Source organism: Alphaproteobacteria bacterium US3C007 (genome assembly GCA_034423775.1).
Classification (GTDB): Bacteria; Pseudomonadota; Alphaproteobacteria; order Rhodobacterales; family Rhodobacteraceae; genus Thalassovivens; species Thalassovivens spotae.
In genome coordinates this window covers 1,149,906-1,167,103 of sequence record CP139918.1, presented here as the reverse complement: position 1 = coordinate 1,167,103, position 17,198 = coordinate 1,149,906, and the positions used below count along the sequence as shown (strand labels likewise).

At 51.1% G+C, this 17,198-nt stretch carries 16 protein-coding genes; 9 read left to right on the top strand and 7 right to left on the bottom strand.

Annotation, left to right across the window (positions count from 1 at the left end; genetic code table 11):
* The first annotated feature begins 3 nt into the window (after positions 1 to 3).
* From mnmG to UM181_05660, 4 genes are read left to right on the top strand one after another with little or no spacing between them, the layout of a single operon-like run.
* Positions 4 to 1,866, top strand: a complete 1,863-nt coding sequence (mnmG, locus tag UM181_05675; protein WQC64088.1) for a tRNA uridine-5-carboxymethylaminomethyl(34) synthesis enzyme MnmG — start codon at positions 4 to 6, stop codon at positions 1,864 to 1,866.
* Positions 1,863 to 2,498, top strand: coding sequence for a 16S rRNA (guanine(527)-N(7))-methyltransferase RsmG (rsmG, locus tag UM181_05670; GenBank protein WQC64087.1), 636 nt, complete (start codon positions 1,863 to 1,865; stop codon positions 2,496 to 2,498). Before mnmG ends, rsmG begins: the two co-directional genes overlap by 4 nt.
* Before the next feature lie 4 nt (positions 2,499 to 2,502).
* Complete coding sequence (locus UM181_05665; protein WQC64086.1) at positions 2,503 to 3,300, top strand: AAA family ATPase; 798 nt, start codon at positions 2,503 to 2,505, stop codon at positions 3,298 to 3,300.
* Positions 3,301 to 4,236, top strand: coding sequence for a ParB/RepB/Spo0J family partition protein (locus UM181_05660; GenBank protein WQC64085.1), 936 nt, complete (start codon positions 3,301 to 3,303; stop codon positions 4,234 to 4,236).
* Here UM181_05660 and UM181_05655 read toward each other — a convergent pair.
* The 4 genes from UM181_05655 to rph are packed head-to-tail and all read right to left on the bottom strand — an operon-like array spanning position 4,211 to position 7,037.
* Positions 4,211 to 4,564 carry a YbaN family protein gene (locus tag UM181_05655; GenBank protein ID WQC64084.1) on the bottom strand — a complete coding sequence of 118 codons (354 nt, stop codon included), beginning with the start codon at positions 4,562 to 4,564 and terminating at the stop codon, positions 4,211 to 4,213. The two genes, UM181_05660 and UM181_05655, sit on opposite strands and share 26 nt — an antisense overlap.
* A 1-nt stretch (position 4,565) precedes the next feature.
* Positions 4,566 to 5,723 (bottom strand): radical SAM family heme chaperone HemW, encoded by a 1,158-nt coding sequence (gene hemW / locus UM181_05650; GenBank protein ID WQC64083.1) that lies wholly within the window; start codon positions 5,721 to 5,723, stop codon positions 4,566 to 4,568.
* Positions 5,713 to 6,327: an RdgB/HAM1 family non-canonical purine NTP pyrophosphatase gene (gene rdgB, locus UM181_05645; GenBank protein ID WQC64082.1), complete on the bottom strand. Its 615-nt coding sequence runs from the start codon at positions 6,325 to 6,327 to the stop codon at positions 5,713 to 5,715. Before rdgB ends, hemW begins: the two co-directional genes overlap by 11 nt.
* Positions 6,324 to 7,037 carry a ribonuclease PH gene (rph, locus tag UM181_05640; protein ID WQC64081.1) on the bottom strand — a complete coding sequence of 238 codons (714 nt, stop codon included), beginning with the start codon at positions 7,035 to 7,037 and terminating at the stop codon, positions 6,324 to 6,326. The genes rdgB and rph overlap by 4 nt, the downstream gene beginning before the upstream one ends.
* 113 nt (positions 7,038 to 7,150) lie before the next feature.
* On the opposite strand from rph, the gene hrcA reads away from it, so the two are divergent.
* Together hrcA and UM181_05630 are read left to right on the top strand one after the other, a co-directional pair.
* Positions 7,151 to 8,218, top strand: a complete 1,068-nt coding sequence (gene hrcA / locus UM181_05635) for a heat-inducible transcriptional repressor HrcA (GenBank protein WQC64080.1) — start codon at positions 7,151 to 7,153, stop codon at positions 8,216 to 8,218.
* Positions 8,219 to 8,221: 3 nt separating this feature from the next.
* Positions 8,222 to 8,809, top strand: a complete 588-nt coding sequence (locus tag UM181_05630) for a nucleotide exchange factor GrpE (GenBank protein WQC64079.1) — start codon at positions 8,222 to 8,224, stop codon at positions 8,807 to 8,809.
* A gap of 24 nt (positions 8,810 to 8,833) precedes the next feature.
* Here UM181_05630 and mutS read toward each other — a convergent pair whose 3' ends face one another.
* Positions 8,834 to 11,452: a DNA mismatch repair protein MutS gene (mutS, locus tag UM181_05625; GenBank protein WQC64708.1), complete on the bottom strand. Its 2,619-nt coding sequence runs from the start codon at positions 11,450 to 11,452 to the stop codon at positions 8,834 to 8,836.
* Between the two features lie 141 nt (positions 11,453 to 11,593).
* Here mutS and UM181_05620 point away from each other — a divergent pair, with 141 nt between their 5' ends.
* The 3 genes from UM181_05620 to UM181_05610 are packed head-to-tail and all read left to right on the top strand — an operon-like array spanning position 11,594 to position 15,493.
* Positions 11,594 to 13,870 carry an NADP-dependent malic enzyme gene (locus UM181_05620; protein WQC64078.1) on the top strand — a complete coding sequence of 759 codons (2,277 nt, stop codon included), beginning with the start codon at positions 11,594 to 11,596 and terminating at the stop codon, positions 13,868 to 13,870.
* Complete coding sequence (locus tag UM181_05615; protein WQC64077.1) at positions 13,863 to 14,771, top strand: aminotransferase class IV; 909 nt, start codon at positions 13,863 to 13,865, stop codon at positions 14,769 to 14,771. The genes UM181_05620 and UM181_05615 overlap by 8 nt, the downstream gene beginning before the upstream one ends.
* Positions 14,771 to 15,493 (top strand): HAD family hydrolase, encoded by a 723-nt coding sequence (locus UM181_05610; GenBank protein WQC64076.1) that lies wholly within the window; start codon positions 14,771 to 14,773, stop codon positions 15,491 to 15,493. Before UM181_05615 ends, UM181_05610 begins: the two co-directional genes overlap by 1 nt.
* Here the strand turns inward: UM181_05610 and idi are convergent.
* Together idi and UM181_05600 are read right to left on the bottom strand one after the other, a co-directional pair.
* Positions 15,483 to 16,022 (bottom strand): isopentenyl-diphosphate Delta-isomerase, encoded by a 540-nt coding sequence (gene idi, locus UM181_05605; protein ID WQC64075.1) that lies wholly within the window; start codon positions 16,020 to 16,022, stop codon positions 15,483 to 15,485. The two genes, UM181_05610 and idi, sit on opposite strands and share 11 nt — an antisense overlap.
* Positions 16,019 to 17,197: a geranylgeranyl diphosphate reductase gene (locus UM181_05600; GenBank protein WQC64074.1), complete on the bottom strand. Its 1,179-nt coding sequence runs from the start codon at positions 17,195 to 17,197 to the stop codon at positions 16,019 to 16,021. Before UM181_05600 ends, idi begins: the two co-directional genes overlap by 4 nt.
* Position 17,198 lies beyond the last annotated feature (1 nt).

Sequence of the window (17,198 nt, the reverse complement as noted above, 5' to 3'; positions counted from 1 at the left end):
CACGTGAAACATTTTGATGTGATCGTTGTTGGCGGTGGGCATGCTGGTTGTGAAGCGGCCGCTGCTGCGGCGCGTATGGGCGCGCAAACAGCGTTGATAACATTATCTGCGCATGATTTGGGTGCGATGTCCTGTAACCCTGCGATTGGGGGTTTGGGTAAGGGGCATCTGGTGCGCGAAGTGGATGCGCTTGATGGCATTATGGGTAAAGCGGCAGATCAGGCGGGCATTCAATTTCGTTTGCTTAATCGTCGCAAAGGGCCAGCGGTGCAGGGTCCTCGTGCGCAGGCGGATCGAAAACTATATCGGGCGGCGATACAGGCGCAATTAAAGGCAACAGAAAACCTTACCTTATTAAATGGTGAGGTTGTTGATCTATTGGGCGCACCATCAAACATATCTGGTGTTGTGTTGGGGGATGGATCGGAACTGCGATCGCACTCAGTGATCTTAACAACTGGCACATTTTTACGTGGAATTATTCATATCGGGGATGTTGCGCGGCCAGGCGGCAGAATGGGCGATAAGCCATCGGTAAAACTCGCGCAGCGGATTGATGAATTTGGATTGTCTTTGGGGCGTTTGAAAACGGGTACTCCTCCGCGATTGGATGGAACGACAATCGATTGGCAGGGGTTGGAAAGCCAGCCTGGCGATGAGGTGCCAACGCTGTTTTCGTTTTTGTCTAAAGAACCAGCAGCACGGCAAATTGCTTGCGGTATCACGCATACAAATGAAAAGACACATGCGATTATTCGTAAAAACCTTGATCGTTCTGCGATGTATGGTGGCCATATAGATGGAGTTGGTCCGCGTTATTGCCCGTCGATCGAAGATAAGATCGTCAGGTTTGCTGATAAGACATCGCATCAGATTTTTCTTGAGCCCGAGGGTTTGGATGTGGCCACGATCTATCCAAATGGGATTTCCACTTCACTTCCCCAGGATATACAGGAAGATTATGTGCGCTCTATTGCGGGATTAGAAAATGCGCTTATCACGCAACCAGGGTATGCGATTGAGTATGATTACGTTGATCCGCGATCGCTAGAGATGTCTTTGGCTTTGCGCAATGTGCCAGGTTTGTATTTAGCGGGGCAAATTAATGGCACCACCGGCTATGAAGAGGCTTCGGCGCAAGGCATGGTGGCGGGTTTATCTGCTGCAGCGCAGGCTTTGGGTCGTGATGGTCCCAGTTTTTCGCGAAGTGACAGCTATATCGGCGTGATGCTTGATGATCTTATTTCGCGCGGGGTCAGCGAGCCTTATCGCATGTTTACGTCGCGTGCGGAGTTCCGGCTTTCGTTGCGCGCGGATAATGCGGATCAAAGGCTAACGCCGCAGGGGATCGCATTAGGTTGTGTGGGCTCAGAACGGTATGCGGCCTTCTCGCTGAAACAAGAGAAATTGGCAAAGGCCACGGCGCAATTACACGCAGATAGCTTTACCCCATCTCAATTACAGGCCGGTGGTATCGCGGTAACCCAGGATGGTTCCCGCCGCTCGCTATATCAGGTTCTGTCGTTTCCCAAGGTAACGTTTGAGGATCTTATCACTATATCCCCTGATCTGCGCGATATTGAGCCGGATATTGCCGCACAACTGAGCTGCGATGCGTTATATTCAAATTATATCGCGCGGCAGAAAAAAGATGTTGACGCCGTGCAGCGTGATGAGGCGTTAAAGATACCAGAGGGGTTTTCATACGCAGATATAGATGGTCTCTCATCAGAGCTTCGTGGAAAACTTGCAGATCGCCGGCCCGAGAACCTGCGCCAAGCCCAACAGGTCGAGGGAATGACGCCTGCGGCAACCATGTTATTATTGGCGAAATTGCGCCAGTTTAACCGCCTTAAAGCCGGATGACCGACTATTATAGCCTTTTTTTGGATTTAGATGTTTCACGTGAAACATATGACGCGTTGAAAGCATATCAACGCTTATTGGAAAAATGGACAACACGGATAAATTTAATTTCAAAATCCACGCATGATGACGTGTGGGTCCGCCATATTTGCGATTCTGCTCAGGTGATGGCGCTTGCATCACCGCATGCTAGACATTGGGTTGATATTGGCAGTGGTGGTGGGTTGCCAGGGTTGGTTGTTGCGATCTTGGCCAAAGAGCTAAATCCACAGTTGCGTGTGACCTTGATTGAAAGCGATCAGCGAAAGGCAGTATTCATACGCACCGTTGTGCGGGAGCTGCAATTAAGCGCAACGGTTCAGGCAAAGCGTATCGAAGCTGTAGGCCCTTTAAAAGCTGATATTATTTCGGCCCGCGCTTTGGCTGAGTTGAGTGATTTGTTAAGGATGACGCATTCTTTCATGGGGGAAAATACGCAATGCTTATTCATGAAGGGTAAAAATTGGTCAAAAGAAGTAAAAGAGGCTGAAAAAAGTTGGCAATTTCAAGCAGAGCGCTTTATCAGTAAAACCAACCATGAAGCAGTGATATTAAGCGTAAGGAACGTGACAGGTGCGCCACGCAGCGAATAAAAAAATGGCTAAGATAATCTCGATTACCAATCAAAAGGGAGGTGTTGGCAAAACAACCACCTCAATAAACCTGGCCGCCGGGCTTGCGGAATCGGGTTTGAAAATATTGATTGTTGATTTGGACCCCCAAGGTAATGCATCAACCGGATTAGGGATTGATGTAAGCGTGCGCACCACCACGATCTTTGATCTTTTGCTCGATCCTTCTCATCTTAAAGACGCTATCTTAGATACTAATATTAAGGGACTAAGCGTTATTCCATCCACCGTTGATCTAAGCTCAGCAGAATTTGAATTGGTGTCAAATGAAAAGCGCAGCTCGCTCTTATTGGATGCTTTGCGGCAAGACAGCATGATAGCGTATGGGTTTGATTACATTCTGATCGATTGCCCGCCATCGTTATCGCTTTTAACAGTGAACGCGATGGTGGCTTCGGATTCGGTTCTTATTCCTTTGCAAAGTGAGTTTTTTGCGTTGGAAGGCCTGTCCCAGTTGATGTTAACCGTGCGTGAAGTGCGTAAAACTGCCAATACAGACCTGCGTATCGAGGGAATTGTTTTAACGATGTTTGATCAGCGCAATAATTTGTCGCTGCAAGTCGAACAGGATGCGCGTGATAATCTTGGTGAATTGGTGTTCCAAGTCAAAATCCCGCGGAATGTACGGTTAAGCGAAGCGCCGTCCTTTTCTATGCCGGTTTTGCAATATGACAGCCTGTCAAAAGGGGCTATGGCCTATCGGGCTTTAACGCAAGAATTTTTGAAAAACAATCTGGCGACAGCACCGGTGAAAGAGGTTTAAATGGTTGATAAAAAAGGAAAAGTTCGTGGTCTTGGGCGGGGCTTGTCAGCTTTAATGTCTGATGTTGGCTCCACATCAACGGAACAAGGGCAACCAGCGGATACTCTTCCACTAAAAAGTGATATGAATGTTCCGATTGAAAAAATATTTCCCAATCCGGATCAGCCGCGCCGCAGTTTTACCGAAGAAAATCTAAACGATCTTGCGAATTCTATTCGCGCAAAGGGCATTATTCAGCCGTTGATTGTGCGCGAACGCCCAGAGCGTGAGGATGAGTTTGAGATCGTAGCGGGCGAGCGTCGATGGCGCGCAGCGCAGATTGCGCAATTGCATATGCTACCCGTTGTGCTGCGTAGATTTTCAGATACCGAAGTGCTGGAAGTGGCAATTATCGAAAATATTCAGCGGGCCGATTTAAACCCGGTTGAAGAGGCGCAGGGTTACAAAAACTTGATGGAGCGTTTTGGGCGCACGCAAGAACAAATGTCAGAGGCGCTTGGAAAAAGCCGCAGCCATATTGCCAATCTTTTGCGGTTGTTAAACCTTCCCGATGAGATTTTAACCTATCTGCGGGAAGGGCAATTGACCACGGGTCACGCGCGGGCGTTGATTACGTCAGACGATCAATTAGACCTCGCGCGTCAGGTCGTGAAAAAAGGGTTGTCGGTGCGCGAGACTGAGCGGCTTGTAAAGCGGGCGGCGCAAGCTGATGGGCCAAAAGATAAGCCGAAGCCCAAGGCGAGAAACTTGGTGGAAAAGGATGCAGATACGCGCGCTTTGGAAGCCGATTTATCCGTAGGATTGGGTATGAAGGTCCTTGTTTCACATGTAGATGGAACAGAAACAGGAACAATATCAATTACTTATGGCGACCTTGATCAATTAGATGATCTATGTCGGATTTTAAGTTCTACGCAGCAGGTCGAGTCCAAATAAACAATAAAACGCAGCTTAAGACGGCTGCTTGTATTGTTAATATTAGTGGTCTCACACCGGTGATCACAGAAATTGCAAAAACCAAAGCAATCGATAATGTGGCCATTTTTTTGGCGCTGGTAGAAATCGCGCCTGATTGACGCCAATCTTGGATCATTTTGCCAAAAAGCCGATGGGTCAATAGCCAGTTATGCAATCTGTTTGAGCTTTTTGCAAAGCAAAACGCTGCGAGCAATATGAAAGGTACGGTTGGCAGAAGCGGCAAAACAACCCCTAAGCATCCCAACCCCAACACGATTAAACCGAAGATTAACCAAATAACTCGCATGTCAGGCTTCCAATAAGGAACTGATAACTGAGTTTAGCACGGCGGTGCCGGCTCGCGTGGCTTTTAGGGTTTTATCGCTGCGTATTAGCAAACCCATGTCTTCAAGAGAGGTTTGAGCCTCGATATTAAGTGGTGCCCCTGCCAAATTCTCAAAGCGCTTTAAATCAATACCGTCTTTGATCCGTAACCCCATCAGTAAGTATTCTGTGGCTTGTGCGGTTTGATCGATCTGCTGCGCAGATTTTTCTCCTGTGCCCTGGTCTACTGCGGCAAGCCATTTATCTGGGTTGTAAAATGCTTCAGTGGCAAATTTTTGACCCTTCAGCGTCAACCGCCCATGGGCCCCTGGGCCAATACCGGCGTAATCGCCATAGCGCCAATATATCAAATTATGCAAGCATTCTGCCCCCTCTCTTGCATGATTTGAAACTTCATATGCAGGCATATTATGCGCATCGCATAAAGATTGGGTAAGCTCGTAAAGATCTGCGCCAAGATCATTGTTTGGCAGACCTGGTAGCCGGCCGACTTTGTAACGATCGCCAAAAGCGGTTCCGGTCTCAACGGTCAATTGATAAAGCGAGAAGTGATCAACTGCCATTGCAAGCGCCTCGCTTAATTCTGCCCGCCATTGCGCCAGGGTTTGATATTGCCGTGCATAAATTAAATCAAAACTGACGCGGGCAAAAATATTGCGCGCGGTTTCAAACGCCAACCGAGCTTCTTGAGCGGTATGCAAACGGCCAAGTCTGCGCAAATCTGGATCATTTAGCGCCTGAATCCCCATTGAAATTCGGTTAACGCCCGCATCTTGATAGGCCGCAAAGCGGCCTGCTTCAACCGAGGTCGGATTGGCTTCAAGCGTTACTTCAAGTTGGTTGCTGATAGGAAAGCTGGATTTAATGGCCCCAATGACTGCCTCAACAACCTCGGGATCCATCAGGCTGGGCGTGCCACCACCGAAAAAAACGCTACTAACCAGGCGCGGGCCAACCGCATTCCTTACCCGCTGGATTTCGGATAAATATCCCTTAAGCCATTGTTTTTGTTTAACTTTTTTAGAGACGTGGCTGTTAAAGTCGCAATAGGGGCATTTCGCAGAACAAAAGGGCCAATGGATGTAAATTCCAAAGCCCCCATATGTCCAATCATCCACCAAAGCATTCTCGTATCAGTTTTTCAAAGGCTCTGGCGCGGTGGCTGATACGGTTTTTTTCCCAACGGTCCATTTCTGCGAAGGTGACGTTATAACCGTCAGGTTGAAAAATTGGATCATAACCATGGCCTTGGTCTCCGCGCATTGGCCATATCACTTGGCCAGGCATAATCCCCTCAAACACCGCATCGGTCCCGTCGGGCCAGGCCAGCACCAAAGTGCAACAAAATTGAGCGATGCGCGGGGCAGGCGCGTTTATTTTTTCAAGCTCGAAATGTGCCTTTTCCATTGCCATTTTAAAATCACGTCCTTTGGGAGTTTCCGCCCAATCCGCGGTATAAACCCCAGGAGCACCATTTAGGGCAGCGATTTCAATGCCGCTATCATCGGCCAGCGCGGGTGAGCCCGTCGCTTTTGCCGCAGCATGGGCTTTTATACGGGCATTGCCAACAAAGCTGGATTCGGTTTCCTCTGGTTCAGGCAGGTTTAAACTGCCGGCCCCAACCACCTTGACATCAAATGGTGCAAGCAAAGCGGCGATTTCTTCAAGTTTGCCTTGGTTATGGGTGGCCAATATTAAGCGATCTTCTTGAAATAAACGGCTCATTCAACGGCCTTAAGCTGCGCTTCCACCAATGAGGCCACGCCGGCTTCTGCCAAATCCAACAATTGGTTCATTTGCGCGCGCGAGTAAGTAGCGCCCTCAGCGCTCATCTGGGTTTCAATCATTTGGCCATTTGCCAACATGATGAAATTTCCATCTACGCCGGCTTCACTGTCTTCAGGATAATCCAAATCAAGCACGGCTTGACCTGCATATATGCCGCAGCTGATCGCAGCCACGGGTGAAATTAACGGGTCTGAAAGCACCACGCCAGTTTTTAACAATTTGTTGATTGCCAGCTTTAACGCAACCCAGCCACCGGTGATGGAGGCGCATCTTGTGCCACCATCGGCCTGAATCACATCGCAATCCACGGTAATTTGGCGTTCGCCCAATGCCAAACGATCAACCCCCGCCCGCAGGGACCGCCCGATCAGGCGTTGAATTTCTACGGTCCGACCACCTTGTTTACCAGCGGTTGATTCGCGGCGCATGCGCGAGCTGGTTGATCTTGGCAGCATGCCATATTCCGCCGTTACCCAGCCAAGCCCGGATCCCTTGATGAAGGAGGGTACCCGATCTTCAATGGTGGCTGTACACAGAACATGCGTGTCGCCCATTTTGATCAGACAGGATCCTTCGGCGTGTTTGGTCACCTCGGTTTCAATTTTCACCGAACGCATTTCATTTAATTTTCTTCCTGAGGGACGCATGTTATAAACCTTTCTCTGTTGCACTGATGCATACAAGCGGCTGATATAGAGACGCAACCCCGATAGTTTTGATCTGGGCGGTGCTTTTAGAGATTTAAAAAGGATACGGCGATATGGCCAGCCCAGATCTTTTAAACGATATGAATGAACGGTCGCGGGAAATTTTTCGCAGGTTGGTCGAGGGCTATTTAGAAAGTGGCGGCCCGGTTGGATCGCGCACGCTTACCCGCACCTTAAATGAAAAGGTCAGCGCGGCCACTGTGCGTAATGTGATGCAGGATCTTGAATTTTTAGGCTTGCTTGATAGCCCGCATATCAGTGCGGGGCGGGTGCCCACGCAATTGGGGCTGCGCATGTTTGTGGATGGTTTGTTGGAAGTGGATCAGCTTAGCAAGGAAGATCAGCTGAAGCTGGATCAAACCGTTGATCGCAACAGTCAAGATGTCAGCAGCGTGTTGGATCGCGTGGGATCAACGCTTTCGGCATTAACCCATGGCGCCTCTTTGGTATTAACGCCAAAGCAGGAACAGCCGATAAAGCATATTGAGTTCGTGTCATTATCCCCCGATCGGGCTTTGGTTGTTCTTGTTTATTCCAATGGTGATGTTGAAAACCGCCTGTTCACGCCGCCGGTCGGGCAAACACCCAGTGCGATGCGCGAAGCGGCAAATTTCTTAAATGCGGTTCTTGAAGGGCGCACGTTAAGCGAATTGCTTTCGACCATTCAAGATGATGTTGATTTAAGGCGGCAAGAAATTGACAGTTTGGCGCAAGAATTGGTGACGCAAGGCTTGGCGGTTTGGCAAACTCAAGGCGATGATAATGAACGCTTGATCGTGCGTGGCCGTGGCAACTTGCTGGAATCAGAGGCGCATGAAGAGGATTTGGAGCGTATCCGGAACCTGTTTGATGACTTGGAACGCAAGCGCGACATCGCAGAATTTCTTGAACTGACCGAGCAAGGCGATGGTGTGCGCATTTTTATTGGCTCAGAGAACAAACTTTTTTCACTTACGGGTTCCTCTTTGGTTGTTTCTCCCTATATGAACTCAGAGCGTAAAATTGTTGGGGCCATCGGAGTGATTGGACCAACGCGTTTGAATTATGGTCGGATTGTGCCGCTGGTTGATTATACCGCGCAATTGGTGGGCAAGCTTATTTCCGACCGCATTGAAAGGTAAGTTATGGAAGAGCCAAAAGCAGAAGAATTTTTGGATGATATTGATCAAATGCAAGAGGCAGAGGATGCGCTTGAGGAAGAGCTGATCGATATAACTCAAGAGGATGCGCAAACCGATGAGGTTGATGAATTGGCCGCTGTAACCGCTGAGCGGGATGAGTATCGCGACCGTTTCATGCGCGCCTTGGCGGATGCCGAAAATTCGCGCAAACGGGCTGACAAAGATCGCCGCGAGGCCGAAAATTACGGTGGTTCGAAAATGGCACGTGATTTACTGCCCGTTTATGACAATATGAAACGGGCGGTTGAAGCCGCTGGTGACGAGCAAAAAGAGGCCGCGGCGGCGCTGATCGAAGGCGTCGAGTTGACGATGCGGGAATTGTTGAACGTCTTTAAAAAGCACGGCATTCAGCCTATTTCACCGCAAGTTGGCGATCGCTTTGATCCGCAGCTGCACCAAGCCATGTTTGAAGCTCCAGTTCCGGGCACAAAAGCCGGTGATATTATTCAGGTATCCGCAGAAGGCTTCATGTTGCACGATCGGTTGCTACGTCCCTCGCAGGTTGGTGTTTCCTCGACCCCTGCATCCTAAAGCGGTGTGCCGGCGGCAAAGCCATTAGCCTGTTGGTTTTGCCGCGGCCTTTAACTCATATAGTTTTTGAAGCGCTTCTTTTGGTGTCAATTCATCTGGATGCAGCGTCTCGAGCATTTCCAAAGCAGGTGATACGGTGGCTTGCGGGGGGGACAGCGCTGCAGGGCTGCGCGAAAACAACGGTAAGTCGTCAATAACGGCTTGCCGGCCGGTACTTCCCGCTTCGCGCTCGCCTTTTTCCAAAGCGTCCAAAACCACCCGCGCGCGCTCAACCACCACTAAGGGAAGGCCTGCCAATTGTGCCACTTGCACCCCGTAAGAGCGATCTGCAGCCCCTTGGCGTACCTCGTGTAAAAAGATTACATCGCCGTGCCATTCTTTTACCGCAACAGTGGCATTTTCAACCCTGTCTAATTTGCCGGACAGGGCTGTGAGCTCATGATAATGGGTTGCGAATAGCGCCCGCGATTGGTTCACATCATGCAGATGCTCGAGCGTTGCCCATGCGATGGACAGCCCGTCATAGGTTGCCGTGCCACGGCCAATTTCATCTAAGATCACCAGCGCTTTTGCATCGGCCTGATTTAAAATCGTAGCGGTTTCGACCATTTCCACCATAAAAGTGGATCGCCCACGCGCCAAATCATCAGATGCACCGACGCGGCTGAACAATTGACTGACCACCCCAATATGGGCGCTGCTTGCCGGCACAAAACTGCCCATCTGTGCCAAGACCGCAATCAGCGCATTTTGTCTTAAAAACGTGGATTTACCAGCCATATTTGGGCCGGTTAAAAGGCGAACCGCGCCGTCAGATAGATCGCAATCATTGGCGATAAAATGCTGGCCACTGGACCTTAACGCGCGCTCCACAACCGGATGGCGCCCGCCTTCAATGGCGAAGGCCCGGCTGTTATCCACCACAGGGCGCACCCAATTTTGTTGCTGCGCAAGATGTGCGAGTGCTGCTGCTACGTCGAGTTCTGCCAAAGCGGTGGCCAATCCATAAAGGCTTTCTGAGTGGTCAAGAATCTCTGCGCAGAGCTGCGCGAAGATTTTGGCCTCAATCTCGCTTGCCTGCCCCCCGGCATTTAAAATTTTGGTCTCAATCTCTGACAGGTTGACGGTGGTAAAGCGCACTTGGTTGGCTGTGGTCTGCCGGTGGATGAAGGTTTCTGACAAAGGCGGCCGCAGCATTTTATCTGCATGGGTCGCGGTGGTTTCGATGAAATAGCCCAAAACGTTATTATGTTTGATTTTCAACGAAGCGATTTCGGCCAAGCTACTATACTCGGCCTGCATCTGCGCAATCACCCCGCGGCCTTCGTCGCGCAAATGCCGGGCATGGTCCAAATCAGGCTCAAAACCCGCGGCGACGAAACCCCCATCACGCAACAGCAAGGGGAGATCTTCGTTCAATGCTTTTGACAACAGCTCGATTAAACTGGCATGCCCCATCAGTTTCTCGTGAACCGATTCTAATTCGGGGCATAAAGGGCTTGTTTGCATCACATCAGCGATCGCTTCGGCTTGGTGCAGCGCGCTGCGGATGCTTCCTAAATCTCTTGGTCCACCGCGGTTTAAGGCCAGCCGCGAGAGCGCCCGCGCCACGTCTGGAATATGGCGCAAATGCCCGCGTAATTTATCCAGCACTGGGCTATGCGCGATCAACGCGGAAATGGCGTTTTGTCGATTGTTCAAAACGTCAATATCAAGCGAAGGAGAGCCGATGCGGTGCTCAAGCAATCTACCGCCAGCGGCGGTTAATGTTTGATCAATAGTTGCCAATAAAGAGCCATTTCGTGTGCCTGAGAGCGCATGCGTAAGTTCAAGATTGCGCCGCGTTGCGGCATCTATTTGCATGGTTGTCGCGCTGATATGGCGTTTTGGCGGTTGCAACAGCGGCAGGCTGCCTTTTTGCGTGATGTCTAGATAATCAACAATCGCACCCAAGGCTGATAATTCCGCCCTTGAAAACCCTCCATGCGAATCAAGCGTGGCCAGTTTAAACGTTTTGAGCAGCCGGTTTTCTGCCGATGTGCTGTCAAAACTGCTGGCGCTGATCGGCGTCGGTGCCGCGCCGCTTTCCTCAATGAGAGTTTCTAAATCTTGAAAAGACTTTTCCGATAAAAGTACCTCTGAAGGTGCCAGCCGCGCCAATTCGGGCCCCAGCAATACCAAAGGCAGGGTGCTGACGCTAAAATCACCAGTAGAAATATCCACCCAAGCCAGCGCTGAGGCATCGCGTATCTGCGCAAATGAGGCCAGAAAATTATGCCGCCGCGCCTCAAGCAAGCTGTCTTCGGTTAGTGTTCCAGGTGTTACAAGGCGCACCACGTCGCGCTTTACAACCGATTTACTGCCCCGCTTTTTTGCCTCGGCAGGGCTTTCCATCTGCTCGCAAACCGCCACACGAAAGCCTTTTCGGATCAGCGTCAGCAAATACCCTTCTGAGGCGTGATGCGGCACCCCGCACATTGGAATATCCGCGTTGAGATGTTTGCCGCGTTTGGTGAGGGCAATATCCAGCGCTTCTGCAGCCGCCACTGCATCTTCAAAAAACAACTCATAAAAATCACCCATGCGATAAAACAGCAGGGCCTCAGGATATTGTGCCTTGATGTCAAGATATTGGGCCATCATCGGCGTCACGGGTTTGTCTCCTTAGGGTTTTACCTTGCCCTCCAGCGTATCTTTAGGCAGCGCGAGGGGAAAGCCGAAAACGATCTTGATGTGTGCTAAAAAACGCATGATAACAGTGGTTCATACGCAAAAGGGTGCAAAATGGCGAAAATGAAAATCACGCGGGAAGAGGCGTTGGCCTTTCATCTCGAACCAACCCCGGGAAAATGGGAGGTATCTGCCACGGTTCCGATGATGACCCAACGTGATTTATCGCTCGCCTATTCACCTGGCGTTGCGGTGCCTTGTGAAGCCATCGCCGAGAACCCTGAGCTTGCCTATGATTATACAAATAAAGGCAATTTGGTTGCGGTTATTTCAAATGGCACGGCGGTTTTGGGGTTGGGTAATCTTGGCGCGCTGGGCAGCAAACCTGTGATGGAAGGTAAATCGGTTCTGTTCAAACGGTTCGCCGATGTGAACAGCATCGATATTGAGCTGGATACAGAGGATCCCGATGCGTTTTGCAAAGCGGTGAAGTTAATGGGCCCTAGTTTTGGCGGTATCAATCTCGAAGATATCAAGGCGCCGGAATGTTTTATCATTGAACAGCGCTTGAAAGAGGAAATGGATATCCCGGTTTTCCATGATGACCAGCATGGAACCGCGGTGATTTGTGCCGCAGGCCTAATCAATGCCCTGCATATCAGCAAGAAGAAGATCGAAGATGTCAAAATTGTTTTAAACGGCGCTGGTGCGGCTGGAATTGCCTGTATCGAATTGCTTAAATCGATGGGTGCAAAGCACCAAAATTGTTTTGTCTGCGATTCCAAAGGTGTGATTTATCAAGGCCGTACCGAGGGGATGAACCAGTGGAAATCGGCCCATGCGGTGAAAACAGAAAGCCGCAGCCTTGATCAGGTGATGCAAAATGCCGATGTGTTTTTGGGGGTTTCGGTGAAAGGCGCAGTCACACCGCAAATGCTGGCATCAATGGCGCCAAACCCGGTGATTTTCGCGATGGCCAATCCGGATCCGGAAATCACACCGGAAGAGGCCCATGCCGTGCGCAAAGACGCAATCGTTGCCACAGGGCGCAGCGATTACCCCAATCAGGTGAATAATGTTTTAGGGTTTCCATATTTATTTCGCGGGGCTTTAGACATCCATGCGCGCGCGATTAATGATGAAATGAAAATAGCCTGCGCGCAGGCTTTGGCCGCGCTGGCCCGCGAGGATGTACCTGATGAAGTGGCGATGGCCTATGGACAAAAATTAACCTTTGGCCGGGAGTATATCATTCCAACTCCGTTTGATCCGCGGCTTATTTATCGCATACCGCCTGCAGTGGCGAAAGCGGGTATTGATACCGGGGCCGCGCGGCGCCCGATTATCGATATGGAAGGTTATGAGCTGTCGCTGAAAACCCGGATGGATCCAACCGCCAGCATTTTGCGCGGAATAACCGAGCGCGCGCGCGTCGCGCAGGCTCGGATGATCTTTGCCGAGGGCGATGATCCGCGGGTGTTGCGCGCCGCGGTGATGTATCAGCGCTCGGGATTTGGTAAAGCGTTGGTGGTGGGCCGCCAGCATGATGTTGCGGCGAAGCTTGATGCGGCCGGGATGGGCGATGCCGTGCAAGAGCTTGACGTTGTGAATGCCGCTAATACCGAGCATCTTGATGCGTATAAATCCTTCTTGTTCGAGCGTTTGCAACGCAAAGGTTTTGACAATGCCGATATTCACCGCCTGGCAACCCGCGACCGTCATGTTTTCTCTGCTTTGATGCTGGCGCATGGCCATGGCGATGGTTTGGTGACGGGGGTAACGCGCAAATCAGCGCATGTGATGGGGCTGCTCAACCATGTTTTTGACGCAGATGCCGAACATGGGGCGGCGGGGGTGACGGCGCTGTTGCATAAGGGTCGGATCGTTTTGATCGCGGATACTTTGGTGCATGAATGGCCCGAAGCCGAGGATCTGGCAAATATTGCAGAACGCGCCGCTGATGTGGCCCGCGACTTCGGCCTAGAGCCGCGCGTGGCATTTGTGAGCTTTTCCACATTTGGCTATCCCGTATCAGAGCGGGCTGAAAAGCTTGCTTTAGCCCCGAAAGTGCTGGATGCGCGCGGCGTTGATTTCGAATATGAAGGCGAGATGACCGTTGATGTGGCGCTGAATACGCAAGCGCAGGCGCATTATCCGTTTTCGCGGCTGACTGGGCCGGCCAACATCTTGGTGGTGCCAGCACGCCATTCGGCAAGCATATCGGTGAAACTGATGCAGGAAATGGCTGGCGCCACGGTGATCGGACCAATTCTTACGGGCGTGGATCAATCCATACAAATATGCGCGTCGGTTTCCACAGCAACAGATATTCTGAACATGGCTGTTTTGGCAGCTTGCAAAGCAGGCGAGGGGGCATCGCGCCATGGATGACGCACAAACCACGCATCAGGCCGAAGAGGATGCGCGCAATGATCACATTTTGATCTATGTTGACGGCGCTCTTGTGCCAAAATCGCAGGCGGTGGTCAGCGTCTATGATAGCGGATTTATGTTGGGGGATGGTATCTGGGAAGGCTTGCGGCTTTACAATGGCCATTGGGCTTATTTGGATCTGCATCTTGATCGGTTATTTGAAGCGGCCAAAGCCATTGATCTTGACATTGGATTAGATCGCCAAGGCGTAAAAACTGCCTTGTTAGAGACACAATCAGCCAATCACATGCAGTCTGATGCCCATGCGCGGTTGATGGTCACGCGCGGGGTGAAACACCGCCCCTTTCAACATCCGTCTTTGTCGCGCTCGGGGCCGACTTTCGTGATTATTATGGAGCATTCGCGGCCAAAATTGGCGCGCCCCGTGCGCCTTGCCACGGTGCCGCATCTACGCGGCTTGCCGATGACACAGGATCCAAAATTAAACTCGCATTCCAAGTTAAATTGCATTCTTGCTTGTATTGCAGCGGAAAAAGCCGGGGCGGATGAAGCGCTGATGTTGGATGTGCATGGATTCGTAAACACCACCAATGCCTGCAATTTCTTTATCGTGCGCAAGGGCGAAGTTTGGACCAGCACGGGTGATTACTGCATGAATGGTATCACGCGGCAAAAGGTGATTGAGATTTGTCAGCATAACACTATTCCGGTTCATCAGCGCAATTTTTCATTGGTGGATGTTTATGGGGCGGATGAGGCGTTTCTGACGGGTACGTTTGGCGCCCAAACACCGGTGAGCGAAGTGGATAAACGCCAGATAGGAACCGGGAATATCGGGCCGGTCACGCAGAAAATACGAAGCCTTTATAAAGATTTAATATCGAAAGAATTCGCCTGATGCGGCTTGCTGTCTGGTCGGGGCCACGCAACTTATCAACGGCGCTGATGTATGCGTTTGCTAATCGGGTAGATTTTTCGGCGGTGGATGAGCCGTTTTACGCCGCCTATTTGAAGTTGTCGGGTTTAAAGCATCCGATGGTTAAAGAAATTTTGGCCAGCCAGGCGCAAGATCCGGCAGAGGTGGTGAAAGCCTTGTTGGCGCCGATCGGCCCGCCGCATCGCCATATGTATCACAAGCATATGACCCAGCATATGATTCCGGAAATTCCCCGCGATTGGATGCGCGAGGTTGAGAATGTGTTTTTGATCCGGCACCCAATGCGCGTGGTGGCCAGCTTTGCGCGTAAATATGAAAATCCAACGCTGGCGGATCTAGGATTTTTACAACAAGAATCGTTGTTTGAGGGGCTTCGGGCGCAGGGTCAAACCCCTTTGGTGATCGATAGCGCCGATATTTTATTAAACCCAGAGCGCGCCTTGCGCCGCCTTTGCGCCGCGTTGGAGCTTGGCTTTGACCCTGCTATGCTAAGCTGGCCAGCGGGCGGTATGTCATGCGATGGGGTTTGGGCAGCGCATTGGTATGGGGCCGTGCATCGCTCAACTGGATTTAGCGCCGCAGAAGCAGAGCCTCTTCCGGATTTACCGGATCATTTGAAGGCGTTGGCCGATCAGGCCATGCCGGCCTATGATACATTGGCGCAATTTTGCCTTAGGCCATAGCCCGAACCATATCGGGGCTAAAAATCCGATCCGAGTGCTGATCTAGATAGATCCGCAGCCAGGGCGTAAACCGACTGGGCCAGCGCTGAACTTCTGCCAAAAGATCGTGATATTCGACCCAGCGCAGATCCATCACCTCATCTGGGTTTGCGGCCATCGGGGGCGGCGCATCCACATGGGTTATAAACAAATCTACAACCTCATGCTCGATCAAGCCATTGCCCACATCTGCACGATATTCGATGCGATCCCGATAGATCAGTTGAATATTTTCAATGGCCAGTTCTTCTTTCATGCGCCGCATTGCGCAATCTTCTGGGGCCTCATTCCACAAAGGATGCGTGCAGCACGTATTGGCCCATAACCCGGGCGTGTGATATTTTTCCAAAGCCCGCCTTTGGATAAGGATCTTGCCGTTGCAGATCATAAATACCGAAATCGCTTTGTGTTTAAGCCCTTTTTCATGGGCTTCTAGCTTTTCCACGGGGGTTAATACGCCGTTTACCCAGGCCGGGATCATTAAGCTCATATGCGATTTGCTCCTACAAGCCCGGTTAAATGGGCAAGGTTTTTTAGGCCTATTTTCACATGTGCCAGCGGGCGCGCCTGCACAAGCTTCTTATTCATATAGGCTTCAAATGTCAGTTTTTGAACATCAACATCATGGCAAAGCGATACGAATCTTTCGCGCCGTTCATCTGAGCGATAATAGGCGTTTTGCATTGAGGCCAATACGCGAAACACCGTTTTATGTTCGCGCATGAACAAAGAGCGGGCCAGTTTTAAATCCTTTACACGCCCGGTTTTCAAAAAGGCGCTGGCGGCGGTGGCGGCCACTTGCCCCCCGACCATGGCATAATAAATCCCTTCTCCAGAACTGGGCGCCACAACTCCGGCGGCGTCACCTGCCAGCACCACATCGCGGCCATTATCCCATCGATCAAGTGGCTTTAACGGAATGGGCGCCCCTTCTTTTCGAATCGTTTTGCAGGCTTCTAAACCGGCAGCCCGGCGCAATTTAGCGGTGGCATCTTTCAGATCAAACCCGTCAAGCCCGGTGCCCATCCCGACGCTGGCAGAGCCGCCATGGGGAAACACCCAGCCGTAAAAATCGGGTGATATATCGCCATCATAAATCACATCGCAGCGCATAGGGTCATAGGTGGCGTTGGGTTTGGGGGCTTCGATAATTTCGTGATAGGCAATGACATAAGGAATTTTTTCGCCATCGGGCACTTCTGCGCGGGCCACCGAAGAGCGTGCGCCATCCGCGCCAATAACCAGTTTTGTTTCTAAAAGCGTTTCGGCGCCAGTGTCGCGATCACGATATTGAACTTGGGTTTTCTCGCCATCGCGGATGATTTTTTGAAAGACGCCGGTCAGACGCTGCGCGCCCGCCTTTGCCGCACGTTTTCGAAGAAATTCATCAAAAAACTCGCGGTCTACCATACCAACATAGCCGTTTTCTATCGGAATATCGACGGATCTTTGCGTGGGTGACACCATCCGTGCGGTGGTGATTTTAGCCACGATTTGCGAGTCAGGAATGCGAAAATCACTGATCAGGCGCGGGGGTACAGCGCCGCCACAGGGCTTGATCCGGCCCGCGCGATCTAGCAGGGCAACCTTTCGGCCGCTGCGCGCTAAATCCTCTGCGGCTGTTGCACCCGAAGGTCCGCCTCCAATTACCACGACGTCAAACATG

Coding starts and splice junctions, on each gene's coding strand:
- UM181_05610 (WQC64076.1), top strand. CDS start 14,771: ATGCGGCTTGCTGTCTGGTCGGGGCCACGCAACTTATCAACGGCGCTG.
- rph (WQC64081.1), bottom strand. CDS start 7,037: ATGCGTCCCTCAGGAAGAAAATTAAATGAAATGCGTTCGGTGAAAATT.
- rdgB (WQC64082.1), bottom strand. CDS start 6,327: ATGAGCCGTTTATTTCAAGAAGATCGCTTAATATTGGCCACCCATAAC.
- UM181_05600 (WQC64074.1), bottom strand. CDS start 17,197: ATGTTTGACGTCGTGGTAATTGGAGGCGGACCTTCGGGTGCAACAGCC.
- rsmG (WQC64087.1), top strand. CDS start 1,863: ATGACCGACTATTATAGCCTTTTTTTGGATTTAGATGTTTCACGTGAA.
- UM181_05620 (WQC64078.1), top strand. CDS start 11,594: ATGGCGAAAATGAAAATCACGCGGGAAGAGGCGTTGGCCTTTCATCTC.
- hrcA (WQC64080.1), top strand. CDS start 7,151: ATGGCCAGCCCAGATCTTTTAAACGATATGAATGAACGGTCGCGGGAA.
- mutS (WQC64708.1), bottom strand. CDS start 11,452: ATGATGGCCCAATATCTTGACATCAAGGCACAATATCCTGAGGCCCTG.
- idi (WQC64075.1), bottom strand. CDS start 16,022: ATGAGCTTAATGATCCCGGCCTGGGTAAACGGCGTATTAACCCCCGTG.
- UM181_05655 (WQC64084.1), bottom strand. CDS start 4,564: ATGCGAGTTATTTGGTTAATCTTCGGTTTAATCGTGTTGGGGTTGGGA.
- UM181_05665 (WQC64086.1), top strand. CDS start 2,503: ATGGCTAAGATAATCTCGATTACCAATCAAAAGGGAGGTGTTGGCAAA.
- UM181_05660 (WQC64085.1), top strand. CDS start 3,301: ATGGTTGATAAAAAAGGAAAAGTTCGTGGTCTTGGGCGGGGCTTGTCA.
- UM181_05615 (WQC64077.1), top strand. CDS start 13,863: ATGGATGACGCACAAACCACGCATCAGGCCGAAGAGGATGCGCGCAAT.
- UM181_05630 (WQC64079.1), top strand. CDS start 8,222: ATGGAAGAGCCAAAAGCAGAAGAATTTTTGGATGATATTGATCAAATG.